Consider the following 16,881-nt stretch of genomic DNA (forward strand, 5'->3'; position numbering starts at 1 on the left):
AAAATAAATTCACAAAAAAGGGATGAATAAGCTGATATGATTTTGTGAATTCTATTATTGAGCAATATATTCTCTTGACCAACAAGCGTTAGCAATTACGTTAACAATGTTCATCCCTTATTTAAAAACAATCAAATACCCTCTACTAACAGCACAAAAGTACTCCGAATTTAATTGCCACCCAGTCCCAGATAATCTGACTTCTGATCGAGGTACAAAAGGTCATTTTTATCATCTGGTTTGGACACAATTTCAATTACCACAAATATATAAAATTAACTAATTTTCGATTGTTGGTGCCTATGGTTAAATTAAGTAAGCGCAATGGCATGGAGCAACAACCGTAGGCGACTTAATGTAAAAATATAACTTTAACCTCATACTCATAGACTTATATATTAGAATTAACAAAAATGCATTACTTACTTGTCTAGGAACTTTTTATTTTTGTTAAATAAATTTCTCATCAACTTGTCTGTTGTCAATACTAAACCAACAGGCATAACAACCTACGCTAATAATCTGTTTCCTTACCTTCAGTCCCTGAATCCAACATTATTGATTTCACGGCAAATTCCCAATTACACCTGCTACCCAGTCCCCGCAAACTTAACACCTGATCAAGGTACAAAAGGTCATTTCCGCCGCCTAGTTTGGACGCAATTTCAATTACCGCAGATTTATAAAAATCTCAAATCTAATCTTTTATTTTCCCCACTACCAGAAGCACCCCTGTATAGCAACTGTCGTTTTGTGGTGATGGTTCACGATTTTATCCCCTTGCGCTTTCCCAAACGCTTCTCACCGTTGACACCATACCATCGCTACTACATTCCCCAAGTCATCACCCAAGCCGAACACGTTATCTGCAACTCCCAGTCCACGGCTAATGACATTACGGATTTTTTCCAGATTCCGGCTAGCAAAATTACTCCTATCCCCTTAGCACACGATCGCACACACTTCCATTTTCTCAATCTACCCACCAGCAACTACTTTCTCTACATTGGCCGCCAAGATCCCTACAAAAACCTACAGCGAATGATTACAGCCTTCGCTGCGCTACCTAATAGGGGTGACTATGAACTGTGGCTAGCAGGCCCCACTGATCAGCGTTATACCCCGATTTTACAGGCGCAAGTTGAGGAACTAGGGATAACGCATCAGGTAAAGTTCCTCAACTATGTTGCTTATAGCGAATTACCAAAAATCATCAACGGTGCTCTAGCACTCGTTTTCCCCAGTCTCTGGGAAGGCTTTGGTTTTCCAGTGTTGGAAGCGATGGCTTGCGGTACTCCTGTGATCACTTCCAACCTTTCCTCGCTTCCAGAAGTCGCTGGTGACGCGGCGATTCTGATCAATCCCTACAATCCAGGGGAAATAACTGAGGCCATGCAGGCAATTGTAAATGATTCAGAATGGCGATCGCATCTTTCCCGCCAAAGTATCGCTAGAGCCAATCAATTTAGTTGGGAACAAACAGGACAAGCCACCGTTGAAGTTTTATCCCGTTATTTATAATGCTAGCCTAAAGCTATCTTGCTCGACATTCGCCAAATAAATCCTATGGTTGTGCAAACACCCCCCCGCCAATATTCCATCGATGAATATTTAGCACAAGAAGCAACTGCTGAGTACCGCAGTGAATATCAAAATGGAGAAATTGTGCCAATGAGCGGAGGCTCTCTCAATCATAATCAGATTATTGTTAACTTAATCATTGCTCTTACCCTTGCTGTCAGGGAGCAAAATTATCATGTTTATACAAGCGATTTGCGTTTATGGATTCCTCGTTACCGGGAATACACATATCCAGATATTCTCATCATCAAAGATCAAGCAATCTTTCAAGAAGGACGCACAGACACAGTGCTAAATCCTAGTATTATCTTTGAAGTCCTTTCTAAATCTACAAGTAGTCGAGATAGAGGCGACAAATTTACTTATTACCGTTCCCTTCGCGAATTTCAAGAATATATATTAATTGACCAATATGAAATTCATATTGAGCATTTTAGCAAAACACCAGAAGGTAACTGGCTGTTTAGTGAATCCGACGATGAAGATGGAGTTTTAAAGTTAGCTTCAGCCAACTGCCAAATTCCCCATCGCCAGATTTATGATCGGGTTACATTTGAAAACGCACCAGAACTAGCGATTTAGTTCAAAATTCAAAAAATAATTTTGAATTTTGAATTTTGTTCGCGGAGCGTGCCGTAGGCTCTATTTTGAATTACTTAAGGCGTTCCCACAGCCCCAGAGTAAACTAAACCCCGTTGCATATCTAGCGTCAAAATCGCCCCATCTCGAATTACTTGAGTTGCTTTTTTAACGCCGACAATCACTGGTACACCGAGACGCATACCAATTACTGCTGCGTGACTGGTGAGACTTTCATCTTCTGTAATTATCCCGCCAGCTTTGCGAATTGCCTCAACAAAATCGGCACTGGTGCGGGAGACTACTAAAATATCTCCAGGATTAAAGTTACTCACATCCATTCCAGTATGAGCTACCCGTGCACGACCACTCACTGAACCTTGTCCCAGCCCAATTCCTTGACCTAGCACGGCCGTGACCACTTCAACTTTAATCAAATCTGTTGACCCGGAAACTCCTTGAAGTGTGCCAGCGGTCATTACCACTAGATCGCCTTCAGACAGTAGCTGATTTTCTTGAGCAACATTGATAGCAGCTTGAAATGTCTGGCCAGTGGAGGGTAGTCCTAGCACCAACAAAGGTTTTACTCCCCATACCATCTGTAGCTGCCGCGCCACATTCACATGGGGTGTGATTGCCAAAATAGGTGTTTGCGGACGGAACTTGGAGACATTGCGAGCTGTTGCCCCGGTTTGGGTTAGGGTCATAATTGCTGCTGCTCCTAGCTGTTCGGCAATTTGACCTACAGCTTGACTAATAGCATTGGGAATAGAACGCCGATTATCTCTTAGTTGGCGGGCTGTGGAGCTAAGTGCTTGTTCCTGCTCCATGCGTTCAGCAATGCGTGCCATTGTTGCCACTGCTTCGACTGGGAAGTCGCCAACAGCAGTTTCATTGGAGAGCATTACAGCATCAGTTCCGTCTAAAATGGCATTTGCCACATCGGACACTTCTGCACGAGTGGGACGGGGGTTGCTCACCATACTGTCTAACATCTGGGTGGCGGTGATGATGGGAATCCCCAAGCGGTTTGCGGTGGCAATTAACCGCTTTTGGAGCACAGGTACATCCTCCGCAGGTAATTCCACGCCTAAGTCACCTCTGGCAACCATGACGCCATCGCATAAAGCCAGTACTGCTTCCATTTGTTCAATGGCTTCATGTTTTTCAATTTTGGCAACTACTGGCACATACTTGCCGGTGCTGGAAATTAGCTCTTTGATTTCGATCATGTCCTGGGGGTTGCGGACAAAGGAAAGTGCTACCCAGTCTACGCCTTGGTCGAGACCAAACATTAGATCCTCGCGGTCTTTGTCGGTCATGGCTTTAATCGACAGGTAGACTCCAGGAAAGTTTACACCTTTGTTGTTGGAAAGTTTACCGGGCACAGTGATGCGACAATGCAGATCACCTTTGTCGCGGTTAATCTCCTCCACCAGCATTTCTACTCTGCCATCATCAAGGAGGATTTTTGCACCAACGGGGACTTCTTCTGCTAAATAATCGTAGGTAACGCAGCTAATTTCTTGTGAGCCTATAACTGGGCGATTTGTCAAGGTGAAGCGATCGCCTTTTGCCAAAATTATCGACCCGTTTTCAAATCGCCCCAAGCGAATTTTTGGTCCTTGCAAGTCTTGGAGAATTGCCACTGGCTGATTTAGTTCAAAAGCGGTTTGCCGAATTAAGCGAATACTGCGCTGATGGTCGGCATGAGTGCCGTGGGAGAAGTTTAGCCGCAGTGTGGTTGCACCCGCTTCAATGATCGCCTTGAGCATTTCTGGACTGCTGGTGGCAGGACCAATAGTAGCGACAATTTTTGTCCGGCGTAGAGAATCTCTTAATTGCATAGGGGCTGAATTTAGGGAGCTATCTGGGAAGTCATCATAAGTTAAGCGGCATCTCCTTTTCAGTCACTGCTATATCAATAGATGTAAGCAGTTAGAGAGTAGGGGAATGGGATAGGCTAGATATCTTACACCAATCTTGTCTGCATCTTCCCCAAGGGAGATCTTTTACGTCAAAACATTGCGAATCGCCGCGCCTTACCCATCAGCAAAGATATAGGTCTCGTCTGGAATCATAACGTTATTCACCTGCTGTTCGGTTAAGCCGTGGATAAATCTTGCACCATAAATATTTACATAACTTTATTATCTACTAAGATTTGTCGTATATTCATAATGTTCGATAAACAAGGAGTTAGTAATGCTCACGTCGGAGGCACAAAAACCACTGACAATCCCACCCAAGGAATTTTTAGCGCCTCCTGGTGATTTTAATCCCACACTGCTGCTGTTTCTAGCAGCTGTGACAATGCTGGTGTTATCTAACTTTGGTTACTGGATGTGGGAATGGCCCCATTGGCTATGCTTTAGTATTAATACTCTGGCTTTGCATTGTGCTGGCACGGTGATTCATGATGCCTGTCACCAATCTGCTCATCGCAACCGATTAATGAATGCTGCTTTAGGGCATGGTAGCGCTTTAATGCTGGCTTTTGCCTTTCCAGTCTTTACACGGGTACACTTGCAGCATCATAGTCATGTCAATCATCCCGAAGATGACCCTGATCATTATGTCTCTACCGGCGGTCCGCTGTGGCTGATTGCGGTGCGGTTTTTGTACCATGAGGTATTTTTCTTTCAACGGCGACTGTGGCGTAAAAATGAGCTATGGGAATGGTTTTTCAGTCGCTTAGTTGTAATTTCGATTGTTTATCTTTCTGTGCAATACCACTTTTTGGGCTATATTCTCAACTTTTGGTTTATCCCGGCGTTTTTGGTGGGTGTAGCACTGGGGTTATTTTTTGATTATTTACCCCATCGTCCTTTTGTGGAACGCGATCGCTGGAAAAATGCCCGCGTCTATCCTGGAAAAGTCCTGAATATCTTGATTATGGGGCAGAATTACCACTTAATTCATCACTTGTGGCCTTCTATCCCCTGGTACAATTATCAGCCTGCATACTACACCATGAAGCCGCTTTTAGATGAGAAAGGCTGTTATCAAACTTCAGGGTTGTTGCAGAGAAAGGATTTCTTTGAGTTCTTGTATGATATTTTCGTAGGCATCCGCTTTCATCACCACAAAGAATAAGCCATGCTCACAACCATGCGGTAAGCCTATCCGATATTACTCATTTCCCCAGGTGAAATTACTGGAATTTCTGCATCTACAAACCCAGAGACATCACGAGTGACGATCGCATCTACTCTATATGCGATCGCACAAGCATATTGCACAGCATCCTCAAAATCTTGAAAATTTAAAGCGTTTGCTTGTTCTAAAACGCTTCTATCAACCGCACAAATTTGTAAATCTGTCAGAATTTGGGTGATGGCATCTTGAGCCACTATCGCACCTGCTGCTTTATGAATGATGTAATAAATATTGGTAATCGTTGTTGCGGCTATAAATCCTTCAACTTCACCAGCATCAATTTTTTCAAACAGCTTGACTGCATCCTCTACAAAAGGCGCTCGTGCTTGCAAGAAATCAAGAACGACATTAGTATCAATCAAAACTCGCATTATTGATACTTCTCGGTTAGATAGGTGGCATAATCAGCTGCAACATCTTCATCAGCTGATACCGCTGCATTTTTTGCGATACCACACAACCGGGACAAGTTACCCTTCTTAACGACTGGGTGAGTTTCCTGTTGTAGAGATTCCAAAAGAATTTGTACTAATTGCCGGCGATCGCTAATTGGCAATTCTAGCACCTGTTTTTGCAGTTCTTGTAACGTCATCAGCGTTTTCCTGCCTGAATCGATGGCATCTCAATTGTAAAATGCCTGCTGCACCAAGTTGTTAGTCTGTTATAGTATCATTCAATCTCTCGTTTTTTCCAGTAATCTGGTTTTCGTCTTCCATGTGCGATCGCTTCCAGCGGGCGCTCCGCGCCATCGCCATAATCCAAATAAACTCCTCGAATTCGACGTAAAAGACGAGATACGGGAAACGTTGGAGGACGTAACGACGTACCCCTGCAATTGCGTGTTGCGTTCCCAGATTCGGATTTTGCCGGATATTTCCCAGAGCTTGCTCGACTTCAGATAGTAAATCAAGCCCCAATCCTACCTTTTGCGCTTCGTAATAAGCGATCGCGTTATCAAACTCCCTGATAGCTTCGGTATGGATAATGACTGGCTTCACGAATACTTTTCTCGCAACTCGGAAAACACTTTATTTGCTGGTTCACCTGTCGCTTTTCCGCAATGGATCTCGTCTAGTCTTCTAGTTAATTCTTTATCCCAAGCGGCTTCGATATTTTCATCTATACTTTCATCTAGGGAATGAATTAAAAAGTAAGCAAGTTCCGCACGGTCTTTTATGGATAGTTGAGATAGTTCTAGTTTGAGCTTTTCTGCAATTTCAGTCATGTTGTACCATCTCCTAAATAGTCTATTAATTGTCACTTCAAATATCAGTCCCCAAACTTTGAGCGTAGATTACCTCAATATTGCTACCCAATTCCAACTTATCTAAGGATTCTGTGAAAAACACAAAACCTTTGTATGCAGTCACATATTTATAGATTTTTGTAAAAAAACCTTCACTTGTAACAATCACAAGTGGCGCTTCCATTTTGGAGAGAATAGTTAGAAAATCTTCTAGCTTGACGCATACACCAGTTCCCCGTTGAGTGAAGATTCTCCCACCAATAGCAGTAGGTTGAGCGATCGCATCACCGAAATAGCTCATTTTGTGTTTATTCTTACATATATTTACCTGAGTATTTTAAACTTTTGTCTCTACCGCTTGCTGTGATGGTTGTAACGGCTGAGGTAAACTCCAGTCGGGGCGCAAGTTGGCGGCATGGCGCAAATAGGTGTGGTAAATTGGGGCGGAAGTTGGTAGGTAGGCATGGATTAAAAACCGGATGCAGCGCTGTAAGCTACCCTCAACATGCATTTGCTGTACATCTAACATAGCCACATTGTCCCAGAGAGGTCGAGATCTAGCGATCGCAGCTGGAAAAATCGCATCAAGATCCCGCGTCACTGAGAAAGTAACACTAATTATGTCGTGCGGCTGGAGTTGATTCCGTTGTTCCAGTTCATCTAGTAACTCCGTCACCGCTTCTCTGATTGCCTCCACGGTATTTTCGGCAACAGTTGTCGCTCCGCGAATAGCCCGCATTTGCCACTCCACTCCTAAGTCCTCCTTATATTGATCAGGCGGGGAAACCCCGCCCCGACTATTGATAATTGATTTTTATGGTCGATATAACCACAGAGGCAGCCCACTGGTAGACATTTCAAATTCGAGCCAGTTTATACCAGCCCCAATTCCTGATGAAACCTGACGACTCCCTGGTAAAACGCGACTCAACAAGGGTTTACGTTCTTCTAGGGTATAGCAAGGTGTTTTCTCTGGATCAAGACCTACCAATTCAGCAGTCCAGCGACGTGCATCTTCTTCTGTTCCCAATCGGTCTACAACACCCAACTCTACGGCTTGCTGTCCTGTAAAAATCCGACCATCGGCGAAACTTTTTACAGTTTCTACCTCTAAAGAACGGGCTTCGGCGATCGTTTGCACAAATTGCTGATAACTGATATCAATCAACTCTTGCAAAATCGTTGCTTCTGGCGCAGTCAGTTCCCGGTCAAATGCCAAAATGTCTTTGTACGGGCCAGACTTGATTACCTTGAAAGAAACACCGATTTTTTCTAGCAAGACTTCCAGGTTATTACCACGCAAAATCACGCCAATACTACCTGTAATCGTGCCAGGGTTAGCCATGATGTGTTCTGCTCCCATGCCGATGTAGACACCGCCAGAAGCTGAGATATTGCCAAAACTGGCAACGATTTTGATTTTCTCGCGTAAACGCTTTAAAGCGCTGTAGATTTCTTGGGAATCTCCGACTGTACCGCCAGGACTATCGATGCGTAGCAGTAATGCCGGAAACTTTTTCTCTTCTACAGTTTTCAGAGCTTCTAACACACGTTTGCGTGTAGCACCAGCGATCGCACCAGTGATTTCAATCCGCGCAATTTGTTTACGAAACTTAGACTTAAATGGCCAAACCATGAGCAATCAAATAACCTTTTAGATAAGATCAATATAACAATGCCTAGCGCTCAGACGACCTGCTTGATCATGTTAAGAAAAATTAGCAGGCATGATGCCATTTAAAATCTTAAGGAAAATTTTATATTTTGAGGATAGCTCTATTTGCTATTCTCATTGCATATTAAATCAAGTCTATAGGAGGAGCGTGCTTTACACAAAATGCTCAACTCCGACTTGGCGTCTAACGCTATTCGCTAAACACCCTGGGAGAAAGCACAGCAGATTCCCCGGTCATTAGCAACTAATAACAAAGGTCTGTTCTCTTTGATTTTTCCAAACTTTATCAGAAACGCTAATATTTATCTAAGTCAGGACTAGCAACATCTTCTGCGCTGAGGATGATTGCTGTTTGATATTTTGTGCTGACTATGAGCACCTGACGATGACATTTTAACTACTCAAGAATCAATTCGTAAAATCTGATATCGATAATAAGCATACATATCAAACAGTGCGCCGACAAAACCACAAGTAAAACTAATCACAAATAGTCCATGCAGGGAACTCCCGCTGCCAAAGGTGGCAAGGAAATGCATGATCTGAGTCAAGATATCCTCCGTCGCACCTTGTAAACCAGGAATATGACCTGTGAGGGATAAAAGGAGCAAAAAACCCCCGACCAAGAACATGGGAGCGACAAAACTAAAAACTGTCGTCAGCAGCAGGGAACGGAGAAAGTTAGTCAAAATGGTCATTTAGGGCCAGCTCCTTGAGTAAAGAGGACATTAGCTGGAAAGCTGTATGTCATTTTCTACAATAAGTGCGATCGCTCCTGAGCAGAGATTCTGTCAAAAATCTTAAGTTTTGATTAAAAGAAACAGCTTCTAGTTCCCATAAATGCTGGGGATAATTAACAGACCAAAATTCGCCGAAACCCTTGTAAAATCAACCTTATATCCCTAAAATATCTGTACTAATGCGTTATAATACGCTTAAAAATAGCTTAATTTTCTGAGAGGAGCTTTAAACTAAGTTAATGTTTCACCCGACAAGAAAAGACGGGAGATGGCGGCAGAAAACGAATGATTAATGACTAATGGCTAATGACTTTCGCTATTCTTAAAGCAGTTACCGAGTTAGCTACAGAACATTGAGCGAGACTATATCTAAATCCAGTTTAGGAGCATGGAGTCAGCGGCTGCTGGCAGCAATTTTGCTGGGTGGACAAGTAATAGTTCACCTATTTAGGGGCAAAATCCATCGGCGCAACACTTTAGAGCAATTGGCAGCAGTTGGGCCCGATTCCCTATTGATTGCCCTATTAACGGCTGTTTTTGTCGGCGCGGTGTTTACCATTCAGGTGGCGCGGGAGTTTATCACCTTTGGCGCCGGCAACCTCGTCGGCGGAGTGCTGTCAGTAGCGTTGACAAGGGAACTTTCGCCCGTACTAACAGCAGTGATTTTGGCGGGGCGAGTTGGTTCGGCTTTTGCGGCGGAAATCGGTACCATGCGAGTCACAGAGCAAATTGATGCCATGTTGATGCTAAAAACCGATCCAATTGATTACCTAGTTATCCCCCGTGTCCTTGCTTGTTTGTTAATGCTGCCAATTTTAACCCTGCTGTCTTTGATCACAGGGATGTTTGGGGGATTGTTAATTGCGACAAATATTTACAACCTCTCTGACACAGTATTTCTAGACTCAGCCCGAAACTTTCTCGGCGTCTGGGATATTTGTAGTGCCTTGATTAAAGCCGGTTGTTTTGGCGTTTTAATCGCTGTCATTGGTTGCAGTTGGGGCTTGACAACAACAGGAGGAGCCAAAGGAGTAGGACAATCTACCACAACTGCTGTTGTAACCGCCTTGATGATTATCTTTATTAGCAACTTTTTTCTTTCGTGGTTAATGTTTCAGGGAACTAGCGAGCCATTTAGCCCAGGTTTATAAGGACTTGACCTTTTAAAATGGAAATAATGTCCACTCACAAAGCAGGTTTTGAGACTGTGACCAGTTCATATGCACCTAACTCCATATCAACCGTAGAACTCAAGCCTAGTTACAACATCCCTATCGTGTTGGTGATTGTCGCGATTCCCCTGCTATTGGTACAACCTTGGGTAGGAAGTGCGATCGCATTTTTGGGCTTGTTTCTGTTGTTTCAGGCCGCAACGCTGCGGTTGCAATTTACCGCCACCGACTTCGATCTTTACAGAGGTGAAAAATTAATTCGCCGCTTTCCCTACCAAGAGTGGCAAAACTGGCGGATCTTCTGGAATAGAATTCCCATACTGTTTTACTTTAAAGAAATCAACAGCATTCACTTTTTGCCAATTATATTTGACCCCAATACCCTGAAAACTTGTCTGGAAGAACGTTGTCCACGCATTTAGTACTTAGTAGGGTGCGTTAGGAACGCACCAATCTCAGAAACGGTGCGTTAGAGAACGCACCCTACTAAACTGTTTTGTGGTAAGTCGGTTGTATATTTCAGAAAGCTATTTATTCGCGCCAGAGGAATTGCACTATTATTTATGAACCCAGAGGAATCCCAAACCCCAGAATCAATTGATCAGTGGTTGGAACAAATACAACAAAACCCTACAGTTGAAGAACAAGATAAACCACCTGCTGAGTTAGTGCTGGAAACAGAAGCACCAAGTCCATCAGTTGACAACGCCCAACCAGACTACGCAAATTTTGAGCCAATACTGGCGGGTACTGAAGCAGAAAATTCTACAGTCGAATCAACAGACGAGTTGGTGACGCCATTACCAGCAGAATCAGAAGATAATTCACTAGCAACGCTTGCACAGCAAAGGCTGGCAGATTTACAGCACACTGAAGAAGCCCTCAAAGCAGAAATAGCCAATCTGCAAGTTTCTTACAACAATCTTCAGAAACAAGTGAATGAAACTCAAACTGCTTTAGGACGACTCGTGCAAGAGTCGCTGGTGCAGTTAGAACAACGTAAACAAGCGTTGCAAATTTCTGTGGAACAACTGGAACGCCGACAAGAACGCATTCGCAACGAGATGCGAACCACTTTTGCGGGAACATCTCAAGATTTGGCAATTCGGGTACAGGGTTTTAAAGACTATCTCACAGGCAGCTTACAAGATTTGGCATCAGCAGCAGAACAGTTGCAACTAGCGCCGATTGTCACGGAACGAAGAGAAAAGCCAGCGGTGAAAGAGGTTAAACTCGTCGAAACTCAGCCAGGTATCCCACAATTTGCCCAACAGCAGTTTCAAGATACTACAAAGCAAATTCGCCGCCTGATTGACCAATACCGCAGCCAGCCAGATTACTACGGACCGGCGTGGCAATTGCGCCGCACTTTTGAACCAGTCCACGCAGAACGAGTTTCTAACTGGTTTTTTAACCAAGGGGGACGAGGTGCTTTGCGGACGATGGGTAGCCGCTTGCAGAATATCCTGATTACCTCAGCAGTGATTTCAATACTACATAAGCTGTATGGAGAGCGAGTCCGGACTTTGGTTTTAGCTAATACCCCAGAACGTTTGGGTGAATGGCGGCGCGGGTTGCAAGACTGTCTGGGAATTGGTCGTCCAGATTTCGGCCCTGACCGAGGCGTGGTATTGTTTGAAACCTCGAATGCCTTAGCCCAGAAGGCAGACCGATTGGTGAAAGCGAATCAACTGCCCTTGATTGTGATGGATGATTCTGAAGAGCAAATCAGTTTGGCACTGCTGCAATTTCCCCTGTGGTTAGCCTTTGCTCCTGACCCCAAAACAGTGAAAAATAACTATGATGATGACTTTTAAGTTAGTTATTAGTCATTAGTCATTAGTCATTAGTCATTAGTCATTAGTCATTGGTCAAGAAGTATTATTCTGGACTGGTGACTTTTTTTGAATTTTGAATTTTGAATTTTGAATTAATTGTTTATGGCTATTTGGTTAACTTTGTGTGGTGCAATTGTGGTGGTAGCTTACCTGCTGGGTTCTTTCCCTACTGGGTATATTGCCGTGAAGCAGTTAAAGGGTATTGATATTCGGGAAGTAGGTTCAGGTTCAACCGGTGCCACAAATGTGTTAAGAACGTTGGGGAAAGGGCCAGGAGCTTTGGTGTTATTGGTAGATTGCTTAAAGGGCGTATTAGCGATCGCACTCGTTTACTGGCTATTTAACTTTGCTCCCAGTCAAAATTTAATCCTACCAACGGTAGATGTGGCACTGTGGAAACCTTGGCTGGTAATTTCTGCTGGATCAGCCGCCATTATCGGACACAGTAAGTCAATTTTTTTGGGCTTTAGTGGTGGTAAATCCGTTGCTACCGGTGTGGGGATTTTGCTGGCAATGAGTTGGCAGGTGGGTTTGGCAACGGTGGGTGTGTTTGCTGCGGTAGTGGCAATATCGCGGATTGTCTCTTTGAGTTCCATTGCCGGTGCGATCGCTGTGCCGATTTTTATGATAATTTGGCGTCAACCATTGCCCTACATTCTGTTTGGCGCTGTCGGTGGGTTGTATGTGATTTTGCGCCACCGCAGTAATATTGAGCGATTACTGGCGGGTACTGAACCAAAAATTGGGCAGAGTTTAGCGACGGAACCTGAACAGATTTAACATCTCTCCTGCAAATGCAGAGACGTTGCATGCAACGTCTCTACACTCCCCGTTAGGTCAAGTCGTGTATTTGATTCAGTCTAGAACAGCTAGATGATCTTTTCCATTAAAATGCATTTGGCGTGAGGTTCTATCTTCTCAAAAACTTTTAACCCTTGATATAGATAATCTTTGTATTCAATAGCAACAATCTCATTAAATCCTAGCTTGCGTGCATTATGCTGAGAAATTTTGCCTGTAGCCTCACAAATCACAGTAGTAAATTTTTTATCTTCAGCTAAACCAAGATTTTCTGTAATTAGATTTTTCGCTATATTGAGATTGCGGTAATTTTTCTGCACTCCAACCATAATAAAATGCAGTACCTGTCCTTTTTGGATGATTTTGTCCCGCAAATATGCCTCTTTTATATCTTTTAATAAAGAGATAATTGGATAAAATTTAATCAAGCTATTTATAACTGTATTATTTTCTTCACTTTCTTCCTGAATCAAATCTTCAGAAATTCTAAAACCTATAACTTTCCCTGTATTTGCATCTTTAGCTATATGAGATAGTCCTTCTTCGACTGCTTGAATACAGACAAGTTCGGCAAAAGGATAAAATTCATCTATAGTTATACCTAATGCTGTCGTCAATGGTTCACTATTGGGAAAAGCCTCAGCCATACAATTAATGGTGGCTTCTAAATCTGGGGCTGCTAATAACTGATAAATAATTCCGTCTTTGACTAACATAAAATCTTCCTGAAAATTCCTAATAACAATGATGAAGTTTTTGGTGATTTAGATTTAGTCTAAGCTACAGATAGCGTTGTAATAAACCAATTACAACTTCTGGAGTTTCTAGATGGGGTAGTATTCCCGTGTTGGGAATACCATAAAAATCTCGAATCACATCTGGATTTAAATTTGCCAAGCGTTGCCCTAGGTTGATCTTAGTAAATTGTGCTTTTTCACCCCAAAATATCACAGTGGGAATTCTCAATTGTTGAATATATAAACTCAAGTCAAAATAAAGGTCACCCCGCAAAAACGCCAAAGCGGCAAACTTGGCATTAGGCTGCTGTGCAGAGGTTAAATAAGCATCCACCATTTCCTGAGTTACTCGTTCTGGTTTAGCGAACAGAAAACTCTGCAAAAAATTCCGCACCGCAAATTCATTTTCAGCACCCAGTGCATAAATTAAAGAGTCTAACAGTGGTGTATTGATTACAGAAACTGGTAGTCTACGTCCAGCACCTTGCCCGAAGTCGTCAAATCCAGAGGGAGACACGAGAAACAGTGCTTGAAATAACTCAGGTTGGGTAATGGCCAGACGGATGGTAAAAGCTGCTGTGAGGGATGAAGCTATGACTGCGACAGGTTTGTGGCAAGTTTGGGTAATAAATTCGGCGATCGCACTCAGATAATCCCTAATTTCGTAATCTCGCACTGGATGAGCAGATTCTCCCCAACCGATTAAATCGGGGGCTAAGATGCGGTATCTAGAGGCAAATGCGGGGTAAACCTTAGACCATTCATAAGCAGACGCACCCCCACCAAAGTTGTGCAAGAACAATAGCGGGGGCAACTCTTCAGTGTTAGCAATTATCCAAGGTGCAGCGGTTTGGGTATAGTAAACCATAGCCCCCAAAGATGTATTGATGACTTTATGCCCAAAGCCAGGAGGTTTAAATTGAAGCATATGAATTATGAAAATCTCATCCTTTATCCTGCTTTATCTCCTGTGATCTGAACAAGTTGATTCAGGTTCTCACCACTAATATGATAAGCTGCCCCGAAACCGATGACAAAACGGCCTTCACTTGGAGTTAATTGGAAAATCCGAAAGTCAGACAAGCCGCGTAAAATATCAACGATCTGACCAAAACGCCCTTGAAATTGGTCAACAATATAATTCCACTTGTCAGTTTCTCGTTCGATCAAAGTTGCTGTACAGTCAAAGCTTAAACGACGACGGGCAAAAACTTGATCAGCCTTAGCCTCATCCTCGATAAATAGAACACTTATATGAGAATTAGCATAGATGTTTTTGGTATGGGTCGAAAGACCACTAACATAGATATAAATATTTTTGGCATCATCCATCCAGAAGGGAGCATAACTAGCGTTAGGGATTCCCGCTTCACTCACAGTGCCAATGACGAGGCTGGCAAATTCTTCAATAAAAGTTTCATACTCTGCTTGAGCTTTTTCTAGTTGGCTCATAAGTCAATTAATCTTTGATGAGAAATATTTTAATAATTATAATATTGGAATTCATATTTAGGGCAACTTTGTTTTCATCCTCATGGTAGAGTTTACCATCTGCAAATACTATTGATACTATAAAATTAATGAATCATTAGTAAAACCTTTTCTTTCTTCCCTTGGTGTCCGTTGCAGTTCCTTAAAATAATAATTTTTATGAAGGAAGATCCGATAACTATATCTACTAATGAGCTAGCCAGGTAAATTCCCAAAGCTCTTTTTTTCGAGAGTAATAGAAAATGAGCAAGACAAATACAGAATTCAAAATATCGCCAACGAACCGCTAAGACTTGTTCATTGTTCTCCCATTAGGCTAGACTTAAGTAAAATAGTGAGGACGCAATTGTGACTGACAAAAATCGTTCTCAATGGGACTTATGCAGGTTCATCGAAACCCTTACCTACTTTGAGGTAATTCCTTTACTTAACTGGGTACAGCAGTTAATCCAAGGTCGTCCCAAGGATAATGAAAATATACCCAATGGAGGAAGAAAAGTGGGTGTAATCTTGGTAGCAGGTGCGACGGGTGGCGTCGGTAAACGTGTGGTGCGACGATTGGTAGAACAGGGGTATAAAGTGCGATCGCTAGTCCGCGACATCGAGAAAGCCAGAACAATCCTTGGTAATGACGTAGATTTGGTAGTTGCAGACATCACCAAACCCGAAACTTTAACCCCCATAGTTATGGCTAATATCCAAGCTGTGGTGTGTTGTACAGCAGTGCGCGTGCAACCAGTGGAGGGAGATACAGCAGATAGAGCCAAATATAATCAAGGCGTCAAATTTTACCTCCCAGAAATAGTTGGTGACACACCAGAAAATGTAGAATATCAAGGTGTAAAAAACTTAGTAGAAGCAGCAGCAAAATATCTACCCCAAGCAGACGAAAAATTGATATTTGATTTCACCAAACCATCAGATGAATTAAAAAATATCTGGGGTGCGCTGGATGATGTCGTGATGGGTGGCGTGAGTGCAAGTAATTTCCAACTACTAGAAAATTCAGCGGTGTTTGCTGGTAATGTCTCCACCGCCAACTCTGGGGGATTTGCTTCTGTGAGAACTAAGAATTTTACCCCATCTATTAACTTATCTGGTTATCAAGGTGTAGAATTGCGCCTCAAAGGTGACGGTCAGCGTTATAAAATATTTTTACGGACAGAAACAACTTGGGATGGTGTCGGTTTTAGCTATTCTTTCGACACTGTAGCTAATACCTGGATAGATATTCGCATTCCTTTTAGCGAATTGGTGCCGGTATTTCGGGCAAAAGTTGTTAAAGACTGTCCACCAATTGACACTAGCAAAATTAGCTCATTGCAATTGATGTTGAGCAAATTTGAATATGATGGCGCTTTAAATCCTAAATTTACTCCTGGTGGTTTCGCTTTGGAAGTGGAAGCAATTAAAGCTTATGACGGGGAAGTTTCACCACAGTTTGTCCTTGTTAGTTCTGCTGGGGTAACTCGTCCCGGAAGACCTGGGATTAATTTAGATGAAGAACCACCAGCGGTAAGATTAAATGACCAATTGGGAGGAATTTTAACTTGGAAATTCAAGGGTGAAGATAGTTTAAGATCAAGTGGAATTCCTTACACAATTATTCGACCTTGTGCTTTAACTGAAGAAGCAGGGGGCAAAGAATATATATTTGAACAAGGTGACAATATTCGGGGCAAAATTAGCCGTGAGGATATTGCCGAACTTTGCGTTCAAGCGCTACAACAACCAACAGCGAGTAACCGCACCTTTGAGGTGAAAGCAGGAGAAAATAGTCCTAATTCTATCGATTGGCAAAAGTTATTTTCTCAATTACACCCTGATAAATAAATTCAAAGAACCCCACCCCTTAATCCCCG

Annotated in this window: 20 protein-coding genes; 8 read left to right on the plus strand and 12 right to left on the minus strand. The window is 42.8% G+C overall.

All coding sequences use genetic code 11. The features are described 5' to 3' along the window. Window positions 1–447: 447 nt before the first annotated feature. Window positions 448–1,521, plus strand: coding sequence for a glycosyltransferase family 4 protein (locus tag CYLST_RS06710; RefSeq protein WP_015206947.1), 1,074 nt, complete (start codon window positions 448–450; stop codon window positions 1,519–1,521). Window positions 1,522–1,566: 45 nt separating this feature from the next. Next, complete coding sequence (locus CYLST_RS06715; RefSeq protein WP_015206948.1) at window positions 1,567–2,163, plus strand: Uma2 family endonuclease; 597 nt, start codon at window positions 1,567–1,569, stop codon at window positions 2,161–2,163. Window positions 2,164–2,237: 74 nt separating this feature from the next. Here the strand turns inward: CYLST_RS06715 and pyk are convergent, their stop codons facing one another. Further along, complete coding sequence (pyk, locus tag CYLST_RS06720; RefSeq protein WP_015206949.1) at window positions 2,238–4,007, minus strand: pyruvate kinase; 1,770 nt, start codon at window positions 4,005–4,007, stop codon at window positions 2,238–2,240. Window positions 4,008–4,365: 358 nt separating this feature from the next. Between pyk and crtR the strand changes: the two genes are divergently transcribed. Further along, the gene (gene crtR / locus CYLST_RS06725) at window positions 4,366–5,256 is read left to right on the plus strand and encodes a beta-carotene hydroxylase (protein ID WP_015206950.1); all 891 of its coding nucleotides are present in this window, start codon (window positions 4,366–4,368) and stop codon (window positions 5,254–5,256) included. 26 nt (window positions 5,257–5,282) lie between these two features. Here the strand turns inward: crtR and CYLST_RS06730 are convergent, their stop codons facing one another. From CYLST_RS06730 to CYLST_RS06765, 8 genes are all read right to left on the minus strand, one after another. Next, a complete protein-coding gene (locus tag CYLST_RS06730) occupies window positions 5,283–5,690 on the minus strand; it encodes a type II toxin-antitoxin system VapC family toxin (protein WP_015206951.1) in 408 nt (135 codons plus the stop codon). Further along, window positions 5,690–5,911, minus strand: coding sequence for a hypothetical protein (locus CYLST_RS06735; RefSeq protein ID WP_015206952.1), 222 nt, complete (start codon window positions 5,909–5,911; stop codon window positions 5,690–5,692). Before CYLST_RS06735 ends, CYLST_RS06730 begins: the two co-directional genes overlap by 1 nt. A gap of 61 nt (window positions 5,912–5,972) precedes the next feature. After that, window positions 5,973–6,317 carry a type II toxin-antitoxin system RelE/ParE family toxin gene (locus CYLST_RS06740; RefSeq protein ID WP_015206953.1) on the minus strand — a complete coding sequence of 115 codons (345 nt, stop codon included), beginning with the start codon at window positions 6,315–6,317 and terminating at the stop codon, window positions 5,973–5,975. Next, window positions 6,314–6,544, minus strand: coding sequence for an addiction module protein (locus CYLST_RS06745; protein WP_015206954.1), 231 nt, complete (start codon window positions 6,542–6,544; stop codon window positions 6,314–6,316). Before CYLST_RS06745 ends, CYLST_RS06740 begins: the two co-directional genes overlap by 4 nt. A 37-nt stretch (window positions 6,545–6,581) precedes the next feature. Further along, window positions 6,582–6,866 carry a hypothetical protein gene (locus CYLST_RS06750; protein WP_015206955.1) on the minus strand — a complete coding sequence of 95 codons (285 nt, stop codon included), beginning with the start codon at window positions 6,864–6,866 and terminating at the stop codon, window positions 6,582–6,584. A 36-nt stretch (window positions 6,867–6,902) separates the two neighbouring features. Continuing rightward, a complete protein-coding gene (aroH, locus tag CYLST_RS06755; RefSeq protein WP_015206956.1) occupies window positions 6,903–7,304 on the minus strand; it encodes a chorismate mutase in 402 nt (133 codons plus the stop codon). Window positions 7,305–7,379: 75 nt separating this feature from the next. Further along, on the minus strand, window positions 7,380–8,201 hold the full coding sequence (sppA, locus tag CYLST_RS06760; RefSeq protein ID WP_015206957.1) for a signal peptide peptidase SppA: 822 nt from the start codon (window positions 8,199–8,201) through the stop codon (window positions 7,380–7,382). Window positions 8,202–8,641: 440 nt separating this feature from the next. Further along, window positions 8,642–8,938 carry a hypothetical protein gene (locus CYLST_RS06765; protein WP_015206958.1) on the minus strand — a complete coding sequence of 99 codons (297 nt, stop codon included), beginning with the start codon at window positions 8,936–8,938 and terminating at the stop codon, window positions 8,642–8,644. Between the two features lie 395 nt (window positions 8,939–9,333). Here CYLST_RS06765 and CYLST_RS06770 point away from each other — a divergent pair, with 395 nt between their 5' ends. The 4 genes from CYLST_RS06770 (at window position 9,334) to plsY (ending at window position 12,770) form a co-directional block, all read left to right on the plus strand. Beyond that, on the plus strand, window positions 9,334–10,131 hold the full coding sequence (locus CYLST_RS06770; protein ID WP_015206959.1) for an MlaE family lipid ABC transporter permease subunit: 798 nt from the start codon (window positions 9,334–9,336) through the stop codon (window positions 10,129–10,131). Window positions 10,132–10,157: 26 nt separating this feature from the next. Then, window positions 10,158–10,574: a DUF3119 family protein gene (locus tag CYLST_RS06775; RefSeq protein WP_041232998.1), complete on the plus strand. Its 417-nt coding sequence runs from the start codon at window positions 10,158–10,160 to the stop codon at window positions 10,572–10,574. Between the two features lie 141 nt (window positions 10,575–10,715). Next, complete coding sequence (locus tag CYLST_RS06780) at window positions 10,716–11,969, plus strand: DUF3086 domain-containing protein (RefSeq protein ID WP_015206961.1); 1,254 nt, start codon at window positions 10,716–10,718, stop codon at window positions 11,967–11,969. A 123-nt stretch (window positions 11,970–12,092) separates the two neighbouring features. Next, on the plus strand, window positions 12,093–12,770 hold the full coding sequence (plsY, locus tag CYLST_RS06785) for a glycerol-3-phosphate 1-O-acyltransferase PlsY (RefSeq protein WP_015206962.1): 678 nt from the start codon (window positions 12,093–12,095) through the stop codon (window positions 12,768–12,770). 89 nt (window positions 12,771–12,859) lie between these two features. Here plsY and CYLST_RS06790 read toward each other — a convergent pair whose 3' ends face one another. From CYLST_RS06790 to CYLST_RS06800, 3 genes are all read right to left on the minus strand, one after another. Then, a complete protein-coding gene (locus CYLST_RS06790) occupies window positions 12,860–13,507 on the minus strand; it encodes a hypothetical protein (RefSeq protein WP_015206963.1) in 648 nt (215 codons plus the stop codon). A 64-nt stretch (window positions 13,508–13,571) separates the two neighbouring features. After that, window positions 13,572–14,456, minus strand: a complete 885-nt coding sequence (locus tag CYLST_RS06795; RefSeq protein ID WP_015206964.1) for an alpha/beta fold hydrolase — start codon at window positions 14,454–14,456, stop codon at window positions 13,572–13,574. Window positions 14,457–14,479: 23 nt separating this feature from the next. After that, window positions 14,480–14,980 (minus strand): HugZ family pyridoxamine 5'-phosphate oxidase, encoded by a 501-nt coding sequence (locus CYLST_RS06800; protein ID WP_015206965.1) that lies wholly within the window; start codon window positions 14,978–14,980, stop codon window positions 14,480–14,482. A gap of 387 nt (window positions 14,981–15,367) precedes the next feature. On the opposite strand from CYLST_RS06800, the gene CYLST_RS06805 reads away from it, so the two are divergent. Further along, window positions 15,368–16,852, plus strand: coding sequence for a CIA30 family protein (locus tag CYLST_RS06805; RefSeq protein ID WP_015206966.1), 1,485 nt, complete (start codon window positions 15,368–15,370; stop codon window positions 16,850–16,852). Window positions 16,853–16,881: the final 29 nt, after the last annotated feature.

Source organism: Cylindrospermum stagnale PCC 7417 (assembly GCF_000317535.1).
Taxonomy (GTDB): domain Bacteria; phylum Cyanobacteriota; class Cyanobacteriia; order Cyanobacteriales; family Nostocaceae; genus Cylindrospermum; species Cylindrospermum stagnale.

Excerpts from the sequence above, each read along its gene's own strand:
- CYLST_RS06790 (WP_015206963.1), bottom strand. The coding sequence starts at position 13,507 with ATGTTAGTCAAAGACGGAATTATTTATCAGTTATTAGCAGCCCCAGAT.
- CYLST_RS06745 (WP_015206954.1), bottom strand. The coding sequence starts at position 6,544 with ATGACTGAAATTGCAGAAAAGCTCAAACTAGAACTATCTCAACTATCC.
- pyk (WP_015206949.1), bottom strand. The coding sequence starts at position 4,007 with ATGCAATTAAGAGATTCTCTACGCCGGACAAAAATTGTCGCTACTATT.
- CYLST_RS06775 (WP_041232998.1), top strand. The coding sequence starts at position 10,158 with ATGTCCACTCACAAAGCAGGTTTTGAGACTGTGACCAGTTCATATGCA.
- CYLST_RS06750 (WP_015206955.1), bottom strand. The coding sequence starts at position 6,866 with ATGAGCTATTTCGGTGATGCGATCGCTCAACCTACTGCTATTGGTGGG.
- CYLST_RS06765 (WP_015206958.1), bottom strand. The coding sequence starts at position 8,938 with ATGACCATTTTGACTAACTTTCTCCGTTCCCTGCTGCTGACGACAGTT.
- CYLST_RS06800 (WP_015206965.1), bottom strand. The coding sequence starts at position 14,980 with ATGAGCCAACTAGAAAAAGCTCAAGCAGAGTATGAAACTTTTATTGAA.
- plsY (WP_015206962.1), top strand. The coding sequence starts at position 12,093 with ATGGCTATTTGGTTAACTTTGTGTGGTGCAATTGTGGTGGTAGCTTAC.
- CYLST_RS06735 (WP_015206952.1), bottom strand. The coding sequence starts at position 5,911 with ATGACGTTACAAGAACTGCAAAAACAGGTGCTAGAATTGCCAATTAGC.
- aroH (WP_015206956.1), bottom strand. The coding sequence starts at position 7,304 with ATGCGGGCTATTCGCGGAGCGACAACTGTTGCCGAAAATACCGTGGAG.
- CYLST_RS06730 (WP_015206951.1), bottom strand. The coding sequence starts at position 5,690 with ATGCGAGTTTTGATTGATACTAATGTCGTTCTTGATTTCTTGCAAGCA.
- crtR (WP_015206950.1), top strand. The coding sequence starts at position 4,366 with ATGCTCACGTCGGAGGCACAAAAACCACTGACAATCCCACCCAAGGAA.
- sppA (WP_015206957.1), bottom strand. The coding sequence starts at position 8,201 with ATGGTTTGGCCATTTAAGTCTAAGTTTCGTAAACAAATTGCGCGGATT.
- CYLST_RS06715 (WP_015206948.1), top strand. The coding sequence starts at position 1,567 with ATGGTTGTGCAAACACCCCCCCGCCAATATTCCATCGATGAATATTTA.
- CYLST_RS06795 (WP_015206964.1), bottom strand. The coding sequence starts at position 14,456 with ATGCTTCAATTTAAACCTCCTGGCTTTGGGCATAAAGTCATCAATACA.
- CYLST_RS06780 (WP_015206961.1), top strand. The coding sequence starts at position 10,716 with ATGAACCCAGAGGAATCCCAAACCCCAGAATCAATTGATCAGTGGTTG.